Annotated in this window: 23 protein-coding genes and 1 tRNA gene; 14 read left to right on the top strand and 10 right to left on the bottom strand. The window is 68.3% G+C overall.

Features of this window, described 5'->3' with window-relative positions; translation table 11 throughout:
* Positions 1–10 precede the first annotated feature (10 nt).
* Complete coding sequence (locus tag ACLQ2Q_RS17520) at positions 11–679, top strand: Pr6Pr family membrane protein (protein ID WP_425822223.1); 669 nt, start codon at positions 11–13, stop codon at positions 677–679.
* A 79-nt stretch (positions 680–758) separates the two neighbouring features.
* Positions 759–1184, top strand: a complete 426-nt coding sequence (locus tag ACLQ2Q_RS17515; protein ID WP_425822221.1) for an NUDIX hydrolase — start codon at positions 759–761, stop codon at positions 1182–1184.
* On the opposite strand, the gene ACLQ2Q_RS17510 is transcribed toward ACLQ2Q_RS17515, so the two are convergent.
* Both ACLQ2Q_RS17510 and ACLQ2Q_RS17505 read right to left on the bottom strand, forming a co-directional pair.
* Positions 1162–1596: an aminoacyl-tRNA deacylase gene (locus tag ACLQ2Q_RS17510; RefSeq protein WP_425822334.1), complete on the bottom strand. Its 435-nt coding sequence runs from the start codon at positions 1594–1596 to the stop codon at positions 1162–1164. The two genes, ACLQ2Q_RS17515 and ACLQ2Q_RS17510, sit on opposite strands and share 23 nt — an antisense overlap.
* A gap of 92 nt (positions 1597–1688) precedes the next feature.
* Positions 1689–2210 (bottom strand): DNA helicase, encoded by a 522-nt coding sequence (locus ACLQ2Q_RS17505; protein ID WP_425822219.1) that lies wholly within the window; start codon positions 2208–2210, stop codon positions 1689–1691.
* 96 nt (positions 2211–2306) lie between these two features.
* On the opposite strand from ACLQ2Q_RS17505, the gene ACLQ2Q_RS17500 reads away from it, so the two are divergent.
* Positions 2307–2864 (top strand): peptidylprolyl isomerase, encoded by a 558-nt coding sequence (locus ACLQ2Q_RS17500; RefSeq protein WP_425822217.1) that lies wholly within the window; start codon positions 2307–2309, stop codon positions 2862–2864.
* 27 nt (positions 2865–2891) lie between these two features.
* Positions 2892–3767, top strand: a complete 876-nt coding sequence (locus ACLQ2Q_RS17495) for a rhomboid family intramembrane serine protease (protein ID WP_425822215.1) — start codon at positions 2892–2894, stop codon at positions 3765–3767.
* Between the two features lie 92 nt (positions 3768–3859).
* Here ACLQ2Q_RS17495 and ACLQ2Q_RS17490 read toward each other — a convergent pair whose 3' ends face one another.
* Positions 3860–4096: a cell division protein CrgA gene (locus ACLQ2Q_RS17490; RefSeq protein WP_425822213.1), complete on the bottom strand. Its 237-nt coding sequence runs from the start codon at positions 4094–4096 to the stop codon at positions 3860–3862.
* A 52-nt stretch (positions 4097–4148) separates the two neighbouring features.
* Between ACLQ2Q_RS17490 and ACLQ2Q_RS17485 the strand changes: the two genes are divergently transcribed.
* The 3 genes from ACLQ2Q_RS17485 to ACLQ2Q_RS17475 are packed head-to-tail and all read left to right on the top strand — an operon-like array spanning position 4149 to position 5858.
* Entirely contained in the window at positions 4149–4973 is an 825-nt protein-coding gene (locus tag ACLQ2Q_RS17485) for a class E sortase (RefSeq protein ID WP_425822211.1), read from the top strand.
* Positions 4973–5128 carry a hypothetical protein gene (locus ACLQ2Q_RS17480; RefSeq protein WP_425822209.1) on the top strand — a complete coding sequence of 52 codons (156 nt, stop codon included), beginning with the start codon at positions 4973–4975 and terminating at the stop codon, positions 5126–5128. Before ACLQ2Q_RS17485 ends, ACLQ2Q_RS17480 begins: the two co-directional genes overlap by 1 nt.
* Positions 5129–5186: 58 nt before the next feature.
* Complete coding sequence (locus ACLQ2Q_RS17475) at positions 5187–5858, top strand: anthranilate synthase component II (protein ID WP_425822207.1); 672 nt, start codon at positions 5187–5189, stop codon at positions 5856–5858.
* Here ACLQ2Q_RS17475 and pknB read toward each other — a convergent pair.
* From pknB to ACLQ2Q_RS17440, 7 genes are all read right to left on the bottom strand, one after another.
* The gene (gene pknB, locus ACLQ2Q_RS17470) at positions 5855–7552 is read right to left on the bottom strand and encodes a Stk1 family PASTA domain-containing Ser/Thr kinase (RefSeq protein WP_425822205.1); all 1698 of its coding nucleotides are present in this window, start codon (positions 7550–7552) and stop codon (positions 5855–5857) included. The two genes, ACLQ2Q_RS17475 and pknB, sit on opposite strands and share 4 nt — an antisense overlap.
* Before the next feature lie 68 nt (positions 7553–7620).
* Positions 7621–9354, bottom strand: a complete 1734-nt coding sequence (locus tag ACLQ2Q_RS17465) for a serine/threonine protein kinase (protein ID WP_425822203.1) — start codon at positions 9352–9354, stop codon at positions 7621–7623.
* Entirely contained in the window at positions 9351–10808 is a 1458-nt protein-coding gene (locus ACLQ2Q_RS17460) for a peptidoglycan D,D-transpeptidase FtsI family protein (RefSeq protein ID WP_425822201.1), read from the bottom strand. The genes ACLQ2Q_RS17465 and ACLQ2Q_RS17460 overlap by 4 nt, the downstream gene beginning before the upstream one ends.
* Positions 10809–10845: 37 nt before the next feature.
* On the bottom strand, positions 10846–12237 hold the full coding sequence (locus tag ACLQ2Q_RS17455) for an FtsW/RodA/SpoVE family cell cycle protein (protein WP_425822199.1): 1392 nt from the start codon (positions 12235–12237) through the stop codon (positions 10846–10848).
* A complete protein-coding gene (locus ACLQ2Q_RS17450; protein ID WP_425822197.1) occupies positions 12234–13472 on the bottom strand; it encodes a Stp1/IreP family PP2C-type Ser/Thr phosphatase in 1239 nt (412 codons plus the stop codon). Before ACLQ2Q_RS17450 ends, ACLQ2Q_RS17455 begins: the two co-directional genes overlap by 4 nt.
* Positions 13473–13479: 7 nt before the next feature.
* Positions 13480–14037 carry an FHA domain-containing protein FhaB/FipA gene (locus ACLQ2Q_RS17445; RefSeq protein ID WP_425822195.1) on the bottom strand — a complete coding sequence of 186 codons (558 nt, stop codon included), beginning with the start codon at positions 14035–14037 and terminating at the stop codon, positions 13480–13482.
* Positions 14034–14774 (bottom strand): FhaA domain-containing protein, encoded by a 741-nt coding sequence (locus ACLQ2Q_RS17440; protein WP_425822193.1) that lies wholly within the window; start codon positions 14772–14774, stop codon positions 14034–14036. Before ACLQ2Q_RS17440 ends, ACLQ2Q_RS17445 begins: the two co-directional genes overlap by 4 nt.
* Before the next feature lie 168 nt (positions 14775–14942).
* Between ACLQ2Q_RS17440 and ACLQ2Q_RS17435 the strand changes: the two genes are divergently transcribed.
* The 7 genes from ACLQ2Q_RS17435 (at position 14943) to ACLQ2Q_RS17405 (ending at position 22149) form a co-directional block, all read left to right on the top strand.
* Positions 14943–15026, top strand: a tRNA-Leu gene (locus tag ACLQ2Q_RS17435).
* A gap of 285 nt (positions 15027–15311) precedes the next feature.
* Entirely contained in the window at positions 15312–16316 is a 1005-nt protein-coding gene (locus ACLQ2Q_RS17430; protein WP_425822191.1) for an ABC transporter substrate-binding protein, read from the top strand.
* Between the two features lie 149 nt (positions 16317–16465).
* Positions 16466–18013 (top strand): sugar ABC transporter ATP-binding protein, encoded by a 1548-nt coding sequence (locus tag ACLQ2Q_RS17425; RefSeq protein ID WP_425822189.1) that lies wholly within the window; start codon positions 16466–16468, stop codon positions 18011–18013.
* The gene (locus ACLQ2Q_RS17420) at positions 18010–19056 is read left to right on the top strand and encodes an ABC transporter permease (RefSeq protein WP_425822187.1); all 1047 of its coding nucleotides are present in this window, start codon (positions 18010–18012) and stop codon (positions 19054–19056) included. The genes ACLQ2Q_RS17425 and ACLQ2Q_RS17420 overlap by 4 nt, the downstream gene beginning before the upstream one ends.
* A gap of 31 nt (positions 19057–19087) precedes the next feature.
* Positions 19088–20131 (top strand): galactofuranose ABC transporter, permease protein YjfF, encoded by a 1044-nt coding sequence (gene yjfF, locus ACLQ2Q_RS17415; protein WP_425822185.1) that lies wholly within the window; start codon positions 19088–19090, stop codon positions 20129–20131.
* Positions 20132–20201: 70 nt separating this feature from the next.
* On the top strand, positions 20202–21218 hold the full coding sequence (locus ACLQ2Q_RS17410) for a LacI family DNA-binding transcriptional regulator (RefSeq protein WP_425822183.1): 1017 nt from the start codon (positions 20202–20204) through the stop codon (positions 21216–21218).
* A 4-nt stretch (positions 21219–21222) separates the two neighbouring features.
* A complete protein-coding gene (locus ACLQ2Q_RS17405) occupies positions 21223–22149 on the top strand; it encodes an aldose 1-epimerase family protein (RefSeq protein WP_425822181.1) in 927 nt (308 codons plus the stop codon).
* Positions 22150–22156 lie beyond the last annotated feature (7 nt).

Here is a 22156-nt window from a genome sequence, read left to right as displayed (position 1 = left end):
CGCTGGATTCGTGGTGAACGTGGATCGCGCCACGAGGCGGGAGCAGGATCTGCCGCTCGTGCTCGCCAACTACTTCAGTCTGTTCACTATCGTCTCGACGCTGCTCAGCGTCGCGGCGCTCACCGCCGCCGCGGCGTGGTGGCGACTGCATCCCGATGTCTCGACCGAGCCGCGGGCGATCGCTCTGGGGATGGCGATCGCCACGGGCCCGATCCTGCTGCTCGGCGTCGTGTACAACGTGCTTCTGCGCGGGGAGCCTTCCGTGGCCGCCCTGGGCGACTCACCTGGTATCGCGATGATGGACTCCTACGCCGTCGAGGTGCTTCACGTGGTGCTGCCGCTGTACTTCCTCGCCGATCTCCTCTTCGCAAGGCGTCGCCGCGGCCTGTCATGGTCGAGCCTCCCGGCGCTCGCGGCCTACCCGCTCGCGTGGCTGGTGCACACGATGGTGCGCGGCGAGCTGGTGGTCGACCCGGCCGGCGAGACGGCGTGGTGGTACCCCTACCCGTTCCTCGACCCGCATGGCGCCGGCGGATGGGGATCCGCGCTTCTCTACATCTCGGCGATCTTCCTGGCGTTCGTGGCAATCGGCGCAGGCATCATCGCCATCGGGCGGTACCGTCAGCGGCGCGCCTTCCGGCGCGTGCCGACGAGTCCGGCCGCTGCACTACAGGGCTGATCTTCCAGCACTGCGGGCTGGTCTTCCTTCCCGCGGCACTCCTCGTCTGCCGGGGAGCGCCGCGGTTAGGGTGTGAACCATGGACCTGCGCGTCGCCGCCTACGCCGTCGTCACCGATGACGAAGGCCGGGTCCTGCTCGCTCACTGGAACGAGGGCCGCCGCGCCGCCTGGACGATGCCCGGCGGCGGCCTGGAGCCCGGCGAAGACCCCGAGATGGCGGCACGGCGCGAGGTGCGCGAGGAGACCGGATACCGGGTCAAGATCGTCGACCTGCTCGGCATCCACTCTCGAGTGATCCCCACCAACCGGCGGGTGCAGCCCGACGCCACGGAGCCGCTCCAGGCGCTGCGCATCATCTACCGCGCGCGGATCACTGGGGGAAGGCTCCGCAACGAGCAGGACGGCTCCACAGACCGGGCGGAGTGGTTCACCCTCGAACAGGTGAGCGGGCTTCAGCGCGTCAAGCTCGTCGACGTAGCCCTCAAGATGGCCGGCCTTCTGTGATCTCTTGCGAGATGTCGGCCACCGTCGCACCGTAGGCCCGCACGAGATCGTCGGCGTCGACGAAGAGGCTGTAGCCGTGGGCGCCCGCGCCCATGGCGATCCGCTCCCCCACGATCCGCTCGTCGGCGAAGACGGGCCACTCGTTGGTGCTTCCGATCGGCACGATGGTGCCGCGGGCATAACCGGTGGCAGCCAGGGCGCGCTCGGGCTCGGGGAGCTGCAGCTTGTTGACGCCGACGACCTGCCGCAGCTTCGGCCATGAGATGGCGCGATCCCCCGGCACGAGGGCGAACAGATAGGTGTCGTCGGCCCTCTTCACGACGAGCGTCTTGACGATGTCCGCCGGACGCAGGCCGAGGAGCTCCGCCGCCTCGGGCAGACTGCGGGCGGCCGGACGCTCGCGGATCTCAATGGTGAGACCCCGCTCGGCGGCCGCTTCGCGGACGCGCCGAACGGGGTCTTCGACCGGCTCTTCAGCCGATTCGACGTCCTCGGGATCCGATGTCACGCGTCGGGCGCGCGCAGCGGATCATCCGCTACCCAGAGCTCGTCATCCGCGCGGAGCGTCTGCCATGCGGCGTACACCACGCCGACGGCTGCGGCGACGCCGAGCACGATCGCGACGACTCCACCGACGCCGATGCCCTTGGGTGCCGGCGCGGCGACGACCGGAGAGACCTTCTTGAACGGCGCCAGGTCGATGCCACGACCAGCGGCGGCACGCTGGCGGACCTCGTTCGCGGCATCCAGAACCGAGAGGGCGGAGCCCCATGCGGTTCCGACCGTGGGGACGACGCGCTCGTCGAAGATGTTCTTCGTCTTGGAGACGACCGGCGCCAGCGTCTCGCCGTACTTGGCCTGCACGGTCGGCACGACCTGCTCGCGGCGGTAGTTGCCGAGCTGGCGACCCGCCTCACGGGCGATGCCCGCGGCTTCTCCAACGAGGACCTGCTGGGTCTCCCACAGTCTGCTCGCAGAATCCTGCAGCTTGCGGAGTTCCTTCTTACGCTTCCGGCTGAGGCTCACGGGGCCCTCCCTAATCGATGAGGATCTGAATGTCCCATCTTGCCAGACCACGACGGCCACGCGAGGGGTTGCACAGAACTCTGAGAGAATGTACGCATGCCTCAGCACACCGCCGTTGCCACCTTGCACACCAACCACGGCGACATCGTCGTCAACCTCTACGGTGACCACGCACCGCGAACGGTGCAGAACTTCATCGGTCTCGCCGACGGTTCCGGGTCGTGGACCCACCCCGCCACGGGCAAGCCGGGCGAGGGCCCCCTGTACAAAGACGTCGTCTTCCACCGCATCATCCCCGGCTTCATGATCCAGGGCGGCGATCCGCTCGGACAGGGCGTCGGCGGCCCCGGTTACACGTTCAATGACGAGATCTCGGGCGACCTCGACTTCCGTGCCCCGTACAAGCTCGCCATGGCGAACGCCGGTCTGCGTCGGAACGCCATCACCGGGCAGACGGAAGGCACCAACGGCTCCCAGTTCTTCATCACGACCGATCCCACGCCGTGGCTGCAGGGCAAGCACACCATTTTCGGCGAGGTCGCGGACGACGAGTCGCGCGCCGTCGTCGACGAGATCGCCGCCGTCCCGACCGCTGGCGGCGACCGGCCGATCGAGCCGGTTGTGCTGGAGTCGGTCGAGATCTCGCAGGTCTAGAACCAGACCTGTGACGTCGATCACCCCGTGACATCCCCCCAGTTCGCCCGCAACAGCGAGAACTTCTGCTACCGGCATCCGGACCGGCAGAGCTTCGTGCTGTGCCAGCGGTGTCTGCGCACGATCTGTCCGGAATGTCAGACGCAGGCGGCCGTCGGCGTGATCTGTCCGGAGTGCATGCGCGACCAGCAGAAGTCTCAGACCCCCGCCCAGGTCAAGGCTCAGCGACGGTGGTCCAGGGGGTCGGCGTCGGCCGTGGTATCCCGCGAGCGCCCTGTCGTGACCTACAGCATCATCGCGGTGACGGTGCTCGTGTACCTGACGCAGATGATTCCGAATTCGCCCGTGCGGGAAGGGCTCGCCTTCTTCGCACCGTTCCTCTACCCCCAGCTGACCGGCACCTTCCAGCCGTGGCGACTGCTCACCAGCTTGTTGGTGCACGACAACTTCCTGCATCTGGCGCTGAACATGCTAGCCGTCTGGATGATCGGCCGCAGCCTCGAGCCTCTGCTCGGTCACGTCAGGTTCCTGGCGCTGTATCTGATCAGCGGACTCGGCGGCTCCGTCGCCGTGGCTCTGCTCGGGTTCGGAGTCGGTGTCATCGGCGCGTCCGGAGCGGTGTTCGGACTGCTGGGCGCTCTGTTGGTGATCGGACGGCACATCGGTGCCAACATCACCTTCATCGCGATCATCCTGGGGATCAACCTGGTGCTGGGATTTCTTCCTGGCAGGAACATCTCCTGGCAGGCGCACGTCGGGGGCCTGGTCACCGGAGCGCTCATCGGGCTGATCTTCGCGCGCACCCGCAGTCCGCGCCTGCGAGGGCTGCAGATTCTGCTGCTCTGCGCACTGGTCGCCGGGCTCGGCGCACTGCTGCTGATCCCGCTAACGATCTACACCTGAGCCGCGAGCGTCGGAGTCGTCTTCGGCGATGGGGCGGAGTTATCCACAGGTTCATCCACACATGTGGACGAATGACACGCCTGTAATTCCCGCTATCTCCAGCGGGTGGTCATCAGGAACCCGATGAAGGCGATGCCGAAGCCGATGACGAGGTTCCACGCGCCGATGCCTGGGATCGGGAAGGCCATGTTGCTCAAGTAGAAGACCAGCACCCAGACGAGGCCCAGGAGCATGAAGCCGATCATCACCGGCTTGAACCACACCGGGTTGGGTGCGACATCCGCTTCGCTGCGTTCGATTTGCTCGTCACCCTTGTCAGATCGTGCCATGCCGCCATTCTACTGCCAGGCTCCGTACGGGCGTGCTCGGTAGACTCGCCCTGTGGATGGGCGAACCGCTGCCTCCCCGGAGGCGCCTCTCGGACGGGCCCGTCGGCGCACGTCCGTCACCGGCGTGCTCGGTGAACTCCTCATCACGCTGGGGATCGTCGTGCTGCTCTACGTCGGCTGGCAGCTCTGGATCGGCGACATGATCTACGGCGCGCAGAACAACGCCGCGGGCCAGGAGCTCTCCGAGGAATGGGATGCATCCGCCGACGAGGTTCCCGTACCGGTACCGGCCGCTCCAGACCCGGCCGGCTCGCCCGACCCGACCGGCTCACCCGACCCGTCCGCGACGACCGCTCCGGAACAGGTGTGGGAGCCGATCGTGCTCGACCAGCCGGGCAACACCGAGGTGTTCGGGATCATGCGGATCCCGCGGTTCGGCGCCGAGTACGCCACCATGATCGCCGGGGGCGTGACACGCGCCGGCACCCTCGATCACATCGGCATCGGACACTACCCGGACACGGAGATGCCCGGTCAGGTCGGCAACGTCGCCCTGGCGGCACACCGAACGACATTCGGAGCGCCGTTCGCCCGCCTCGCCGAGCTGCATGTCGGCGACGCGGTCGTCATCGAGACGCCCGTCGGGTGGTACACCTACCGGTTCCGCAACCTCGAGTACGTGCAGCCCTCGGAGATCGACGTGCTCGAGGACGTGCCGCAGGCGCCGGGGACCCCGGCGGACGGGCGCTACCTGACGATGACGAGCTGTTCGCCCAAGTTCTCGCTGGCCGAGCGCATCGTGGGCTACAGCATCTTCGAGTCGTTCCGGCCTCGGGCCGAGGGACCGCCCACGTCGCTGACGGACGCGGCAGTCTGATGTACGGGGCGCTGTGGCGGGTGCTGCCGGGCCCGTGGTGGGTACGGGTTCTCATCCTGCTGATCCTTGCCGTCGCCATCCTCTACGCCCTCTTCTTCTTCGTCTTCCCCTTTGTGAGCCAGATCGTGAATCCGCAGGAGGTGACCGTCGAGTGACGGTCGCAGGGTGTGCCCCCGGCGGGATCTCGCGTTCGCAGGAGACGACAGGCGGGACATGAGTACGCGGGTGCTGGTCGTCGACAACCACGACAGCTTCGTGCACACCCTGGTCGGCTACGTGGAACAGCTCGGCGCCGAGGTGCACCTCATCGAGGCCGACGAGATCAGCGACCCGGCGCGCGCGATCCAGGGGTACGACGGCGTGCTGGTCTCGCCGGGGCCGGGTGCTCCCGCGGATGCCGGGGTGTCCATCGCCGTCGTCCGTGCGTCCGCCGAGTCGCGGATGCCGCTGCTCGGCGTCTGCCTCGGTCACCAGGCGATCGCCGAGGCATTCGGCGCCACCGTCGGGCACGCACCGGAGCTCATGCACGGCATGACATCGCTCGTCCATCACGACGGCTCGCCGCTCTACGACGGGCTCCCTGACCCGTTCACCGCGACGCGATACCACTCGCTGGCCATCGAGCCGGAAACCCTTCAGAGGGAACTGGTCGTCACCAGCCGCACCGACGGTGGGGTCATCATGGGCATCGCCCACCGCTCGCTGCCGATCTGGGGAGTTCAGTTCCACCCGGAGTCGGTGCTCACCGATGGGGGCTACCGGCTGCTCGCGAACTGGCTGTCTGCGGTCGGGATGCCGGGTGCCGTGCTGGCTTCGTCGGCGCTGCACCCGCTGCCTACGGCGCCGGAATCGTCAGCGGCCGAAGCTCGGGAGCGATCGAGCTAGGACCCGGAGCAGTAGGTGAGGGTGATGGTGGCGTGCACGGTCGCCTCTCCCGGCGGGATGGACTGGGCGACGACGATAGCGGGGTCGGACGCCGCGCAGGAAGGATCTTCGAGGGGCTCGACGAACAGCTGGGAATCCTCGGCCTCGAGCGCCCGCGTAGCCGCCTCCACAGTGAACCCCCGGTAGTCGAGGAGCACCACGCGGCCCGTGGCGAGCACGAGATTCACGGGCGTCGCACGATCGACCTCGTCGCCGGACTCGGGATCGGATGAGATCACGGTGCCCGCAGCCAGGGCAGGATCGTTGCGCTGGGTGATGGCGCCGATGGACAGGCCTGCAGCGGTGATCGCGGCACGTGCCGGTTCTTCGAGCAGTCCCTCGAGGGGCGGAACCACGCTCGTTTCGGGGCCCCGGGACACGTAGAGCGTCACCCTCTGGCCGGGGGACACAGATGCCCCGACTTCGGGCTCGCTGCGGATGACGTCGCCGAGGGCGACATCGTTGCTCGCCTCTTCGGCGCGATACGCGACCAGGTCCTCGGCCTCGAGCGCCTCGTTCGCCTCCTCGTACGTCATCCCGGTCACATCGGGAATGATGCGAGCGTTGGTGGGCACCTCCGAGGCCGGTCGGATCGTGACGGCCCAGAAGAGCACCGAGATGAGCAGAACCGCGAGCACGGCCACGCCCGCCCAGATCCACGCGACCGGCGGACCGCTCTGCGTGCGCGTCATCGTCGTGTCGGTGGTGAGCTGGCGGAGCGAACGGGCGGTTTCCGCCGCCTGGCGGGGGTTGGGTCCGTAGAGCTCGCTGGTGAGGGAGCCGAGCTGGCGCTTGGAAGGCGCCTTGCCATCGACGGCGCCATCCACCGCCTCGCGGAACGAGGCGGCGTCCTGGTATCGATGGAACGGATCCTTCGCCAGGGCGCGCAGCACGACCGCGTCCAAGGCGCGCGGAACGGTCGCGATGACCTCCGACGGCGGGACCGGTGTCTCGCTGACGTGCTGGTAGGCGACGGCCACGGGCGAGTCCCCGCGGAACGGGGTGCGACCCGTCAGCAGTTCGTAGAGCACCACCCCTGTCGAGTAGAGGTCGGCCCGGGCATCCACCGACTCGCCCTTCGCCTGCTCTGGCGAGAAGTATGCCGCGGTGCCGATGATCGAGGTCGTCTCCGCCACGGTCGACGAGGAGTCCGAGACGGCGCGGGCGATGCCGAAGTCCATCACCTTCACCTGGCCGGAGTCCGTCACCATGACGTTGCCCGGCTTGATGTCGCGGTGCACCACACCGGCGCGGTGGGAGTACTCCAGCGCCTCGAGGATGCCGTCGACAAATCGAACGGCGTCCGTCACCGGCACCGGGCCCGCCGCGATGATGTCCTTGAGCAGAGCACCGTGCACGAGTTCCATCACGATGTACGGAGCGGGGTGGGTGCCGGAGGCGTCGGTGACGGTGTCTTCTCCGGCGTCGAAGACGCGCACGATCGTGGGATTCGCCATGCGCGAGGCAGCCTGCGCCTCGAGCCGGAAACGCGTGCGGAAGGCGTTGTCGTTCGCCAGGTCTCGACGGAGGATCTTGATGGCGACGCTGCGACCCAGCGTGATGTCATACCCGCGGTAGACGCTGGCCATGCCGCCGCGTCCGATGAGTTCGTCGATGCGATACCTGCCCGAAAGGACGCGCGGTTCGCTCGACACGGATCGACTCCCAGGGTGGTGAAACAAGCTTCGAGCCTAGCCTAGGCGGACACGGCGAACACTCCCCGTCACTCGCCGCCCTCCTCCCCCTCGTCGGTCCCGGCGTCGGTGATCAGCACATCCATGGGTGGGGACGGATCGGACTCGCGCGGACCGCCGTTGCACGTGGCGGTATAAATGGCGGTCACGTTCTGCCCGACCGCGTCCTGGCTCACCACGATGTTGGCCTGCCGCACGTCCGGCGGGAAGACCTGCTCGTCCGGCTGATTCTCCGTGAACGTGGCGTTCGTCAGCGCGACGGTGTATTGGCTCAGGGTTCCTGTACCGGATGGGCAAGTGAAGTTCTGCCAGTTCAGTCGTGCAGTCGAGCCTGCGGGGATCGGAGGCGTAACAGGATTACCGTCGGTCGTCGTCAGGGTCGGCGCGCTCTGCGGACCGCCGATGGCGACGACGGGGCCGTACACCGTCACCGTCACCTCGGTGCCCTCGGCGAGCCTTCCGCGGGGCTGGAAGTCGTAGACGAGACCAACCTGGTCGTCGCTCGTGGCGGCGTTGCCCGTCGCGCACTGTGCGACAAGTTCGGCATCGACGAGAATCGAGCGTGCCTCGTCACAGGTCTTCCCTGTCAGCGCGAGTGCGTCCACATCGACCCGCGTGTCCACGGGCGTCTGCGACGGCGTCGCGCTGGGAGTGGGTGGCAGCGACGGTGGGGAGCTCGATGTGGACGGAGCCGCCTCGGGCGTCTGATTGGTCAGCACCGCCCAGAGCGTTCCGCCGAGCACGAGCAGCAGCAGCACGATGAGGGCGATCAGGGGCCAGGTCCACGGGCTGCGCTTGCGTTTCACCGGTTCTTCGACCGGCACGGCCGCCGTCGAGGGGAGCAGACGCGTCGCGTCCTCGCCCGCCGCGCCGAGCAGCTGCGTGGCGTCGTCGCCGACCACTCCGGTCGCGATCGCCGGCACGGCCGCAGCGGCGGCCGCGACGTCTCCGCGCCGCAGAGCGCTGGCCGCACGGGCGACGGCCGCGGCGGAGGCCGGCCGGTCCTCGGGCTTCTTGGCGATCATCGCCATGACCAGGTTCTGCACCGGGACGGCGACCGTCGGGGGCAGCGGTGGCGGCTGCTCGTTGATCTGGGCCATGGCGATCGCCACCTGCGACTCGCCCGTGAAGGGGCGCTTGCCGGCGAGGCACTCGTAGGCCACGATGCCGAGCGAGTAGGTGTCGGTGGCCGGCGACGCGGCGTGACCGGAGGCCTGCTCCGGCGAGAGGTACTGCACGGTGCCCATGACCTGACCGGTGGCGGTCAGTGGCACCTGGTCGGCGATGCGGGCGATGCCGAAGTCGGTGATCTTCACGCGCCCATCGGGCGTGATCAGCAGGTTTCCCGGCTTGATGTCGCGGTGCACGAGACCGGCGGCGTGCGCAGCCTGGAGCGCGGCGGAGGTCTGCGCGACGATGTCGAGGGTCTTGTCGGCGCCGAGCGCTCCGTCGCGCTCGATGATCGTCGACAGGGCCTCGCCCGGTACGAGCTCCATGACAAGGAACGCGCTGCCGTTCTCCTCGCCGTAGTCGAACACGCTGGCGATGCCCTCGTGATTGACGAGAGCGGCGTGACGGGCCTCGGCGCGGAAGCGCTCGAGGAACCCGGGATCGCCCATGTACTCGTCCTTGAGGATCTTGATGGCGACCGTGCGGCCGATGACGTGGTCTGTGGCCTCCCACACCTCGCCCATGCCGCCGATCGCGATCCGAGAGATCAGTTCGTAGCGGCCGCCGAAAGACACACCCTGTGTTGGCCTCATCTGTTCAGCACCGCCTCCATGACCTTCTTCGCGATCGGAGCCGCGATGGTGTCACCGCTGCCCGACTGCCCTTGACCGCCGCCGTTCTCAACCACGACCGCGACGGCTACCTGCGGGTTGTCAGCGGGGGCGAACCCCGTGAACCACAAGGTATATGGTTCGCGTTCGCCGTTCTCCGCCGTGCCCGTCTTTCCGGCCACATCGACTCCTTCTATTCTTGCACCCGAGGCCGCGCCGTCACTGACATTGCGCACCATGAGGGCGACCATCTCCCGGGCGATCTCGGCGTCCAGCGCCCGCCCGAACTCCGTGTCGTCGAACGTCTGCTGCACCGCGAGATCGGGTCCGATGACGCGGTCCACCATCCGGGGATTCATCACCACGCCCTCGTTGGCGATCCCCGCCGAGACCATCGCCATCTGCAGGGGCGTGGCGATCACCTGCCCCTGACCGAAGCCCGTCAGGGCGGTCTGCGCGTCATCCAGCGCCCGCGGGTACTCCGACGGCGTCGAGACAAGGGGCGATTCGAACGAGTCGTTGAAGCCGAACGACTCGGCCATCTCGAGGATCGCCCGGTCTCCCAGCTGGACGGCGAGCTCCGCGAACGGGATGTTGCAGCTCAGCCGCAGCGCCTCGGCGATGGTGACTTCCGCGCCGGGACCGCACGTGCCGCCCCACGCGTTCTGCACGGTGCTCGATGACTGCGGGAGCTGGTAGATCGCGGGGTTGGGCAGGGTCGACTGCGGCGTCCATTCCCCCGAGGCGAACGCCGTCGCGGCCGTGACCAGCTTGAACGTGGATCCGGGCGGGTTGAGGTTGCCGGCGATCGCGCGGTTGGACAGCGGATCTCCGGGGTCGGCGTCCAGCGCGTCGTAGGCGGCGAGGGCGTCCGTCGTGTTGTGCGTCGCGAGCAGGTTGGTGTCGTAGCTCGGCGATGTCGCCATCGCCAGAACGCGGCCGGTCGCCGGTTCGATGGCGAGCACGGCGCCCTCAAGACCCTGCAGGGCGTCGTATGCGGCGCGCTGCGCGTCCGCGTCGAGCGTGAGCAGCACGTTCGAGCCCCGCGGCGGCTGCCCGGACACGATGCGTTCGATGCGGGAGAGGAACTGCGACCCGTCGGTGCCCGAGAGCTCGGGGTTCATCGCCTGTTCGATGCCGGTAGCAGAACCCAGCGCCGGATTGATGTATCCCGTGACGGGAGCCCACATGCCGGCATCCGTATAGACCCTCTGGAAGGAGTAGACGTCCTGGGATGGAACGGAGGTCGCGATGGCGACGCCGCCGACGATGATCGAGCCCCGCTGCACCTCGTAGCTGTCGTAGAGCGCGCGGGTGTTACGGGGGTGCTCGGACAGCGTCTCCGCCTGGACGACCTGTATCCAGCTCGTCGATCCGAAGAGGGCGAGGAACATCACGAGCATGACGATGCTCAGCCGCCGGAGTTCTTTGGTCACTCGGCACCTCCCTGGGGGAGCAGGATTCGCACGGGGCTCATCCGATCACCACCCTCGGCTGGCGGCGAACGCCGTCGGAGATGCGGAGCAGAAGCGCGACGATGAGCCAGTTCGCGATCAGCGACGACCCGCCCGCGGTGAGGAACGGCGTCGTCAGGCCGGTCAGCGGGATCAGACGCGTGACGCCGCCCACCATGATGAACACCTGCAGGGCGATCGTGAACGAGAGCCCCGTCGCCAGCAGCTTGCCGAAGTCGTCCTGGCCGGCGAGGCCGATGCGCATCCCTCGGCTCGCGAACACCATGTAGAGGCAGAGGATCGCGAACACTCCGACGAGCCCGAGCTCCTCGCCGAGGCTCGCCAGGATGTAGTCGCTCTGGGACAGCGGCGTGAGGTAGGGACGGCCCTGACCGAGGCCGGTGCCGATCAGCCCGCCCTGCGCGAGGCCGAAGATGCCCTGTACGAGCTGATAGCTGCCGCCGCCTCTGTCGATGATCTCGGGGTTGAAGGCATCGAGCCAGTTCGCGAAGCGCCCGCCGACGTAGCTCAGCACCTGGGATGCGAGCAGGGCGCCGGCCACGGCGAGCCCGACACCGATGACGACCCAGCTGGTCTTGCCCGTCGCGACGTAGAGCATCGCCACGAACATGCCGAAGATCAGCAGCCCGGTGCCGAGGTCGCGCTGCAGCACGATGATGCCCAGGGAGATCAGCCAGATCACGAGCAGCGGCCCGAACTCGCGTGCGCGCGGCCACGTCATCCCGAGGAAGCGCGTGCCGGTCGACGCGAGGCTCTCGCGCGTTCGCACCAGGTAGCCGGCGAAGAAGATCGCGAGCAGGATCTTCGCGAGCTCGCCCGGCTGGAAAGAGAAAACCCCGGCGATCGTCACCCAGACATCGGCACCGGCGTCGTCCACACCGAGACCCGGGATGAAGGGAAGAAGCAGCAGGAGGATGCCGGCGAGGCCGGACACGTAGGTGTAGCGGAACAGCACCCGGTAGTTGCGGAGGAAGAACACCACCGCGCTCGCCCCCACGACCGCGATCGCCGTCCACGCGAGCTGCTTGGTCGAATAGGCCTCCCAGCCCTGCAGGTCGACCGCGATGTCGATGCGGTAGATCATCGCTATGCCGAGGCCCGTGAGCAGCGTGGCGATCGGCACCACGAACGGATCGGCATCCGCGGCACGCAGACGCAGCAGGATGTGCAGGGCGAACACCAGTACGGTGAGGCCGCCGCCGTAGAACAGGAACGTCCACTCGATCTCACGCAGCGCGCCGAGCTGCACCAGCGCCATCGCCGCGGCATTGATGGCGCACGCGAAGATCAGCAGGCCCAGTTCGCGGTTGCGCTGGGTCTGCGGCAGGCGCATCTTGCGGAGCGCCCGCAGGACCGTCGTGTCGGCCGAGACGTCGGATGTCGCCGTCATCCGGTCTGCTCCGCGGTCTCGCGCAGGCGCTCGATGATCGCTTCCGCGTTCGCGAGGGATCGTGCGCTGATCGTCTCCTCCACGGTGCTCCGTTCGAAGGAGGGGAGGTCATCGAGCAGGATGCCGGTGTCTTCGTAGGGCGTGGACAGCGAGATCGGACCGATTCCCTGCTGGATGCCGCGGAACACCACGACGGTGTCGTCATCGGCGCCGACGTAGAACAGCGTCTGTGTCCAGTTGTAGGCGCCGAGGACGGCGGCGGCGAGCAGACCGAGCACGACGACGAGGCCGATGATCCAGCCGACGCGGCGTCGACGGGCGCGGCGGCGATCCTCCTCGATCAGCTCTTCGAGGAACTCGGCGGCCGGCTCGAAATGCGTCGGCTCGTTGGCCGCCTGGCGGTTCGGATGCAGCCAGCCGCTGCGTCCGGAGCGTGCGGCGGGCACGGCCACGCCGAGCGGATTGGATGCCGATCCGACGATCGTCGGCGTGCCCGACACGAGGGGATGCTGCCCGCCGACGTCGACGATGACGATGGTGACGTTGTCGGGCGCCCCGCCGTCGAGCGCCTGCTTGAGCAGGTTGTCGGCCGTCCGCCCCGGCGCGATCCCCATGCCGAGGGCTTTGGCCGTGTGGGCGTCGTCCACGACCCCCGACAGGCCGTCGGAGCACAGCATCCATCTGTCGCCGTCCTGCGTCGGCATGATGAAGGTGTCGACCTCGGGGTCGGAGGACATGTCGCCGAGCACGCGCATCAGCACCGAGCGCCGCGGGTGGTACCGCGCCTCCTCCTCGGTGATGCGGCCGGACTCCACGAGTCGCTGGACGAAGGTGTGGTCGGTGGTGATCTGCGTGAGCTGGTCGTCGCGGTAGAGGTAGATGCGCGAGTCGCCGATGTGGGCGATCACGGCGTAGCCGTCGACCATCACGAGCGCGCTGACGGTGGTGCCCATGCCGGCCAGTTCCGGGCGCTCGCGCACCATCTCGATCAGGTCGGCAGCGGCATCCGCTATCGCGTGCTGCAGCTCCCGCTCGGCCTCGGCGGTGGATGAGTACGTCCGGTCCAGGCTCTCCAGCCGCGTGACGGCGAGGCTCGACGCGACATCGCCGCCGGCATGGCCGCCCATGCCGTCGGCCACGACGAACAGGTTCGAGCCGGCGTAGCCCGAATCCTGGTTGTTGGAGCGCACCTTCCCGGTGTGGGAGATGGCGGCGCTGGAGCCCTCGAAGACCATGGCTCCTTTACTTCCGCAGCTCGAACGTCGTCGCGCCGACCTTGATCGGCGCGCCGACCAGGATGGGCGTGGGAGTCGAGACGCGCTGACCGTTGTGCCAGGTGCCGTTCGTGGAGTCGAGGTCCTGGATCATCCACTGGTCGCCCCACAGCACGAGCCGGGCGTGGTGACTGGACGTATAGTCGTCGCGGATGACGAGCCCCGATTCGCTCGAGCGCCCGATCGTCAGCGGCTCGGAGCCGATCGGCAGCTCGAGGCCGGCCTTCGGCCCCGAGGTGATGACGATGCGGGAGACGGCGTCTCGCGTCGCCTTGCCACCCGGGCGGGATGTCTGAGCAACGGGTTTCGCGGCGACGGCCGCCGTGGCGGCCTGGGAGGCGGAGGGCGCCCCCCGAGGAGAAGCGGGAGTGGCGGCGGGGGCCGGGGCGGCCGCCGCCGCCTCGGGAAGCTTGCGCACCTTGACGCCGAACAGGTCGGCTCGTAGGGAGTAGACGACCGCGAAGACGAAGAACCAGAGCAGGAGGAGGAAGCCGATGCGCAGGAGCAGAAGGGTCAGTTCGCTCACGGCGCGAGGCCCCCGTCCCGCACGTCGTAGGCACGCGTCGCATCCGCCGGTGGCATGGGCGGACGAGGCGGCGTGCTCTGCGCGACCACGCGGAACACGATCTCCGTGCGCCCGATGCGCACGGTCGATTCGGGAGTGAGGGCGGCTTCATCGACCTTGCGGCCGTCGAGGAACGAGCCGTTGGTCGACCCGAGGTCGCGCACCATGGCGCGCCGGCCGTCCCAGAGGATCTCGACGTGCTTGCGGCTGGTGCCGGGGTCGGCGATCGTGATGTCGGCGTCGCTGCCGCGGCCGATCACCGTGCGCGACTTCGTGAGCGGATGCCGCTTGCCGTCGATATCGACGACCGCCCGCCAGGACACCTGACCGGCCGCCGTGCCGGAGTCCACGCCGATGGTCCCCGTCGGCACGCTGTCGTCGCGTCGGATCGTGATCGAGACGGGACCGGCGAAGCTGTAGCCCTGCGCCTTGGCGTGCTTCTGCACCAGCGTGTCGAGCTCCTCGACGAGCGTGGCGCCGAGCGAGCTCATCTTCTCGTCGTCGGCGGGCGAGAGCCGCACCGTCAGCGAGTTCGGCGCCAGGATGCGGTCGCGGCTCACGACGGCGGCCTTGGTGTCGAGTTCACGGCGCAGAGCGGACGCTATTTCGACCGGTTGGATGCCACTGCGGAAGGTCTTGGCGAACGCGCTGTTCACGGCACGCTCGAGACCCTTCTCGAAGCTGTCAAGTAGTCCCACACGACTCCTCAGGCAGGCAGGCAGGTATCGACATCGTAGTTGCACAGCCTGTGGGGCCGCAGAACGGTGTGCACCACAGTCGTTCGCCGGCGCACGACGGGCTGGCTCCGTACGGCGTGATATCCTCGGGAGGTTGATGCGGGCGAGAAGCCGCCTGCGTCGCGAACTGCGCGAGTGGCGGAATAGGCAGACGCGCTGGCTTCAGGTGCCAGTGTCCGAAAGGACGTGGGGGTTCAACTCCCCCCTCGCGCACAGTTCTGTGAAGGGGTCCCGAAAGGGGCCCCTTCACTCGTTTCCGGATATGCCGGACGCAGGGCCGGCTTGCAGAGACGGTGAAGCGACGACCGAGGGCGACCGCGACACGATGTTTGCGCTCACAGGACCGTTTGGCGGCTCATTCATAACGAACTCGACTGGGCATTGTGAACGCTAACAGTTAGCGCTAACATTTCGAAGCGGCCAGTGTTGACCGCCCGGCACCAAGAGCAGCACTCAACAGCACGCGGCCCCGCCGGACTTGGACAAGGAGGTTCACGAATGAACAAGAAGCTCATTTCCGTTGCGGCGGTCGGTGCCCTGCTGATCGGGCTGGCCGGGTGCGCGAGCGGCGGGGCAGGCGCCGGTGGCGGCGCCGAGACCGACGGCGGCTCGGGCCCCAAGCCCATCGAAGACCTCGTGGTCGGCTTCGCCCAGGTCGGCGCGGAGAGTGGATGGCGCACAGCCAACACCACCGACATCCAGTCGGCGTTCGAAGAGGCGGGCATCGAGCTGAAGTTCTCGGATGCGCAGCAGAAGCAGGAGAACCAGATCAAGGCGATCCGCTCCTACATCCAGCAGCAGGTCGACTACATCGCCTTCTCGCCGGTCGTGGAGAGCGGCTGGGACGCGGTGCTCAACGAGGCCAAGGCCGCCGGCATCCCCGTCATCCTCACCGACCGCGCCGTCGACAGCGCCGACGACTCGCTCTACGAGTCGTTCCTCGGCTCGGACTTCGTCGTCGAGGGCCAGAAGGCCGGCGACTGGGTGGTCGAGGAGTTCGCCGATGCGGACTCCGTCAAGATCATCCAGCTCGAGGGCACCACCGGCTCCGCACCCGCGATCGACCGGGCCGAGGGGTTCGCAGAAGTGATCGGAGAGGATCCGAAGTTCGTGGTCGTCGCGAGCCAGACAGGTGACTTCACCCGCGCAGGCGGCAAGCAGGTCATGGAAGCGCTGCTCAAGTCGAACCCCGACGTCGATCTCGTGTACGCCCACAACGACGACATGGGCCTGGGCGCCATCGAGGCGATCGAGGCGGCCGGCCTGGTACCGGGGCAGGACATCAAGATCGTCACGATCGACGCGGTCAAGGACGGCATGCAGGCCCTCGCCGACGGCAAGATCAACTTCATCGTGGAGTGCTCGCCGCTGCTCGGTGCGCAGCTCGTCGACATCATCAAGACGCTGAACGAAGGCGGCTCCGTCGACAAGCGGATCATCACGGAAGAGACGACCTTCACCCAGGAGCAGGCCGTCGAGGCCCTCCCCGACCGCCAGTACTGAGTGACAGCCCCATACTGAGCGACAGCGCCGCATCCGCGGGCGCGGTGGGTGCGTGCCCGAGGGCGCGCACCCACCCCTACGCTCTCGACACGCCGGGGATGCCACCACATCCGCGCGAACGCCCTGCCCATACCGACGAAGAGGTCACCATGACTGCGCCATCACCCCTCGTGGAGATGACCGGGATCACCATCTCCTTTCCGGGAGTGAAAGCGCTCGAGGGCGTCGACTTCCGGATGTTCCCCGGCGAGGTCCATTCGCTGATGGGCGAGAACGGCGCCGGCAAGTCCACTCTCATCAAGGCCCTGACCGGCGTGTACTCCTGCGATGAGGGCACCATCACCGTGGACGGCACGCAGGTGTCGTTCCACGGCCCTGCTCAAGCTCAGGACGCCGGCATCAGCACCGTGTATCAGGAGGTCAACCTCCTGCCCAACCTCTCGGTCGCCGAGAACATCATGCTCGGCCGCGAGCCGCGCCGATTCGGCTCGATCGACGGACGGGCCATGCGGCTGCGAGCGACCGAGCTGCTGAGCGGCATGGGCCTGGACATCGACCCCGGATCGCTGCTGGGCGATCACTCGCTGGCCATTCAGCAGCTCGTCGCGATCGCCCGGGCCACCAACATCGACGCGCGCGTGCTGATCCTCGATGAGCCGACCTCCAGCCTCGACGCCGAGGAGGTCGCCGAACTGTTCCGCGTCATCCGCTCCCTCAAGGAGAGCGGCGTCGCCATTCTCTTCGTCTCGCACTTCCTCGACCAGGTGTACGAGATCGCCGACCGGCTGACGGTGCTGCGCAACGGGCGCCTCGTCGGCGAGTACCGCACCGAGCAGCTGCTGCGCATCGACCTGGTGCAGAAGATGATCGGCAAGGAGATCGCCACGCTCGAGGATCTCGAGCAGCGCGTGCGGGAATCCAACGCCGACGAGGACGACGCCTCGGTGTACCTGCGGGCGAAGGATGTCGGCCGCAAGGGTGCTGTCGAGCCTTTCGATCTGGTCATCCACGAGGGCGAGGTCGTCGGATTCGCCGGGCTGCTCGGCTCAGGGCGCACCGAGGTGGCCCGCCTGCTGGGCGGCATAGACCGCGCCGACAGCGGCCAGCTGAGCTTCGCCGGCGAGCGCAAGCGCCTGCGCACACCCCGGCAGGCCCTTGCCCGGCGGGTCGCGTTCTCGTCGGAGAACCGCCGCGCCGAAGGTGTGGTCGATGAGCTCACCGTGCGGGACAACATCGTGCTGGCGCTGCAGGCGGATCGCGGGTGGTTCCGGCCCATCCCGAAGCGACGCCAGGAGGAGCTCGCGCAGAGCTACATCCAGGCACTGAACATCAAGCCGGCCAACCCGAACGCGCTGCTGCGCAACCTCTCCGGCGGCAACCAGCAGAAGGTGCTGCTCGCCCGATGGCTGGCGATCGCACCGCGGCTTCTGATCCTCGACGAGCCGACGCGCGGCATCGACATCGGCGCGAAGGCCGAGATCCAGAAGCTCGTCTTCAGCCTCGCCGAGAACGGGATGTCGGTCGTGTACATCTCGGCCGAACTCGAGGAGGTGCTGCGCGTCAGCCACCGCATCGCCGTGATGCGCGATCGCCGCATGGTCGCCGACCTTCCCAACGAGAACCTCACCGTCGACACGCTCCTCGCGCTCATCGCCGAGGGCTCGGACGAGGATGACCTGACGGGAGACGTGGCATGAGCGCCCTCGCCGCACGCATGGTGGCAAGCCGCCTCTTCTGGCCCGTGGTGATGCTGCTGGTGCTGTTCACGATCAACGTGATCGCCTTTCCGGGCTTCTTCACCGTCTCGATCCGCGACGGCAACCTCTACGGCAGCCTCATCGACATCCTCCGCAACGGTGCTCCGACGCTGATCGTCGCCGTGGGCATGACTCTGGTGATCGCCACCCGCGGCATCGACCTGTCGGTCGGCGCGGTGTGCGCGATCTCGGGGGCGGTGGCCTGCAGCATCCTGCTCGGCTCACCCGATCCGAGCAACCCGGCCACGGTGGCCGTCGCGATCGCGACCGCCCTCGTCATCTCGCTCGTGCTCGGGGTGTGGAACGGCCTGCTGATCGCCGTCGTCGGCATCCAGCCGATCATCGCCACGCTGATCCTGATGACGGCCGGTCGTGGCATCGCCATGCTCATCACGGAAGGCCAGATCCTCACCGTCGACAGCCCGCCGTTCAAGGCGCTCGGCTCCGGCTTCTGGGGCGGGATCCCGATCGCCGTGATCATCGCCGCCGTCATCTTCGCCGTCGCGGCCGTTCTCACCCGCCGCACCGCCCTCGGGATGCTGATCGAGTCGGTCGGCATCAACCCGGAGGCGAGCCGGCAGGCGGGCGTGCGTGCCCGCGGCCTGCTCTTCGCCGTGTACACCTTCTCCGCGTTCTGCGCCGGCATCGCGGGGCTCATCCTCACCGCCAACACGACGGCCGCCGACGCCAACAGCACGGGGCTCTTCATCGAGCTCGACGCGATCCTCGCGGTTGTCATCGGCGGCACCTCCCTCGCGGGCGGCCGATACTCGCTCGCCGGCACGCTCATCGGGGCCCTGGTCATCCAGACGCTGGTGACGACCGTCTACACGGTCGGCATCCCGCCGATCGCGACGATGGTCTTCAAGGCCGCGGTGGTGACGGCCGTGTGCCTGCTGCAGTCGCCCACGACGAACGACGCGCTGGCCTCGTTCCGACGAAGGCTCGCGGCACGAGCAGGAAAGGCTCCGGTGACCTCATGATCACGGCGACCCTCGTGAATTCGGTGACCTCATGACCACGACGACATCATCGCCCCAGGCGCCCGCGCCCGTCCGCCCGGTCGCCTCGCCCACGCGCCGCTGGACCACAGCCGTGCGCCGCACGCTGCTGAGTCCCAAGTACGGACCGGTGACGGTCACCGCCGTCCTCTTCACCGCCGTCTTCGTCGCGGGCGGTCTGCGCTACACGGGCTTCTTCTCGGGCCAGGTGCTGCTCAACCTGTTCGTCGACAACGCCTACCTCATCGTGCTCGCCGTCGGCATGACCTTCGTCATCCTGACGGGCGGCATCGACCTCAGCGTGGGGGCGGTGGTCGCCTTGAGCACGATGATCGTCGCGAGCCTGCTGCAGGCCGGCTGGGCGCCGGCCGTCGTCATCCCGCTCATCCTCGTGCTGACCAGCACGCTCGGTCTTCTCGTCGGGCTGATGATCCACGTCTTCAAGGTGCAGCCGTTCATCGCCACGCTCGCGGCGATGTTCCTCGCGCGCGGGCTCTGCTACGTCATCAGCCAGAGCTCGATCTCGATCACCGACCCCGCGTTCATCGCCCTCGCCACGACGCGCATCCCACTCGGTGGAACACTGTCCATCACGGCGAGCGTGATCATCGCGATCCTCGTGGTGGCCGTCGCGGTGTGGGTGCTGCACAAGACCAGGTTCGGCCGCACCGTGTACGCGATCGGCGGCAGCGAGCAGAGCGGAATGCTGATGGGCCTTCCCGTCTCGCGCACCAAGGTGCTGGTCTATGTGATCAGCGGCTTCTGCTCGGGGCTTGCGGGCGTGCTCTTCACCTTCTACACGCTGTCCGGCTACCCGCTCACCGCGATCGGCACGGAACTCGACGCCATCGCCGCCGTGGTGATCGGCGGCACGCTGCTGACCGGCGGCTACGGCTTCGTGCTGGGCTCGGTGCTGGGCGTGCTCGTGCTGGGCCTCATCCAGACGATCATCACCTTCGAGGGCACGCTGTCGTCGTGGTGGACCAAGATCTTCATCGGAGGGCTGCTGCTGGTCTTCATCATCCTGCAGCGCGCGCTGACCGCCAGGCGCAGGTGAGGGGCATGCCACTCGGGATAATGGGGTGACGGTCGCGCAGGGGCGCGCCCTAGGGGGGCCGGCGGACCAGGTGAGCACAGGCGGAGAGCGGGCGCGCGTCGCGACGATCTTCGACGTGGCACGCCTCGCCGGCGTGTCGCACCAGACCGTCTCCCGCGTGCTCAACGACCTGCCGAACGTGCGGCCGGCGACCCGGCAGCGGGTGGAGCAGGCCATCCGGCAGCTGCGCTACGTGCCTTCGCAGGCCGCTCGCGCACTCGTCACGCGGCGCTCGCGGACCATCGGCCTCGTCTCGACGGGCCTCCCGGACTTCGGGCCGTCGAGCGTCGTGCTGCACCTCGGTGAGGCGGCGAGCGACGCAAAGTACGCGGTGATCACGGTCAGTCCCGCCGACCGCGAGGCCGCCAGCCTGCGCTCGGCCGCCGAGATGCTGATCCGCCAGAACGTCGAGGCGATCGTGCTCGTGGCCGCCGAGCGCTCGACGTTCGACGCCTTCGACGGGTGGGAACTGGGCGTTCCGCTGGTCGTCGTCGCCTCCGAGGAGCGGGGACGCGCCCATCGCGTGACCCTCGACCAGTACGAGGGCGCGCGGATCGCGGTCGGCCACCTGCTCGAGCTGGGGCACCGCGACATCCGCCACATCGCCGGCCCGCCGGGTTCGATGGATGCGGAGGAGCGGATGCGGGGCTGGCGCGACCGGCTGACGGAAGAGGGACTGCACGTGCCGGACCCGCGCTTCGGCGACTGGTCGCCGGAATCCGGCTACCAGATCGGCAAGGCGCTCCTGGCCGCCGGGCGCCCGGAGGCGATCTTCGTCTCGAACGATCAGATGGCCCTCGGCCTCTACCACGCGCTCGACGAGGCATCCCTGCGTGTGCCGGACGACGTCAGCGTCGTAGGATTCGACGACATCCCGGAGGCCGGTCACTTCCGACCGCCGTTGACCACGATGCGCCAGGATTTCGAGGCGCTGGGAAGAGACGCCATGAGCGCAGTGCTCGTGATGCTGCAGGATGAAGAGTCGGATGCGCCCGTTCCCTCGCGCGTCCCCGAGCTGATTGTGCGATCCAGCACCAGAAAGGCATGACACCGTGACGATCCCCCTCTCCGGCACCCAGCACACCATCCGCTCCGGCGACTACTCCGCCGTCATCGCGAGCGTCGGCGCCACGCTGCGCAGCCTGCGCCACCACGAGCGCGACCTCGTGGTGCCCTTCGAGGCCGACGAGGTGCGCCCCGCCTCCCGGGGCCTGACGCTCGCACCCTGGCCGAACCGCATCGCCGACGGCCGCTACTCCTTCGGCGGCACGGACTACCAGCTGCCCCTCAGCGAGCCGGCGCGGCACAACGCCATCCACGGTCTGGCCGGCTGGCTCGACTTCGAGGCGATCGACAAGTCGCCGGATGCCGTGACCCTCTCGGCCGTGATCCAGGCCCAGACGGCGTACCCCTTCCCCGTGCGCGTCGACGTGTCGTTCGCGCTCGACGCCAGGGGCCTCACACAGACGGTGACGGCGACCAACGTCGGGAGTGTCCCGGCACCATACGGCACCGGACCCCACCCCTACCTGGTCGCCGGTCCCGGCAAGGTGGATGACTGGCTGCTCGAGCACCCCGCCGACGAGGTGCTCACCGTCACACCCGACCGGCTGCTGCCGGTGGCGGTCGAGCCCGTCGATTCGCACCCCGACTTCGACTTCCGCACACGCGCGCAGATCGGCTCGGTCGAGATCGACCACGCCTTCACGGGGCTGCGGCGCTCGCCGGATGGCCGCGCCACCGTGCGGGTTCTGGCGGCCGACGGTTCCGGCGTCGAGATGTCGTGGGGCGCGGCGTGCACCTGGGTGCAGATCCACACGGCGGATCGCCCGGGAAACCCCGGCAACCGCATCGGCCTCGCCGTCGAGCCGATGACGTGCCCGCCGGATGCCTTCAACTCGGGCACCGACCTCATCGTGCTCGAGCCCGGTGTCGCGCACGCGGCATCCTGGACCATCTCCGCGGTGACCGCGGCGTAGACTCCGG

Source organism: Microbacterium sp. DT81.1 (assembly GCF_049844955.1).
Lineage (GTDB): Bacteria > Actinomycetota > Actinomycetes > Actinomycetales > Microbacteriaceae > Microbacterium.
The sequence above is the reverse complement of the archived record's forward strand: the minus strand, read 5'-3'. Positions and strand labels throughout refer to the sequence as shown.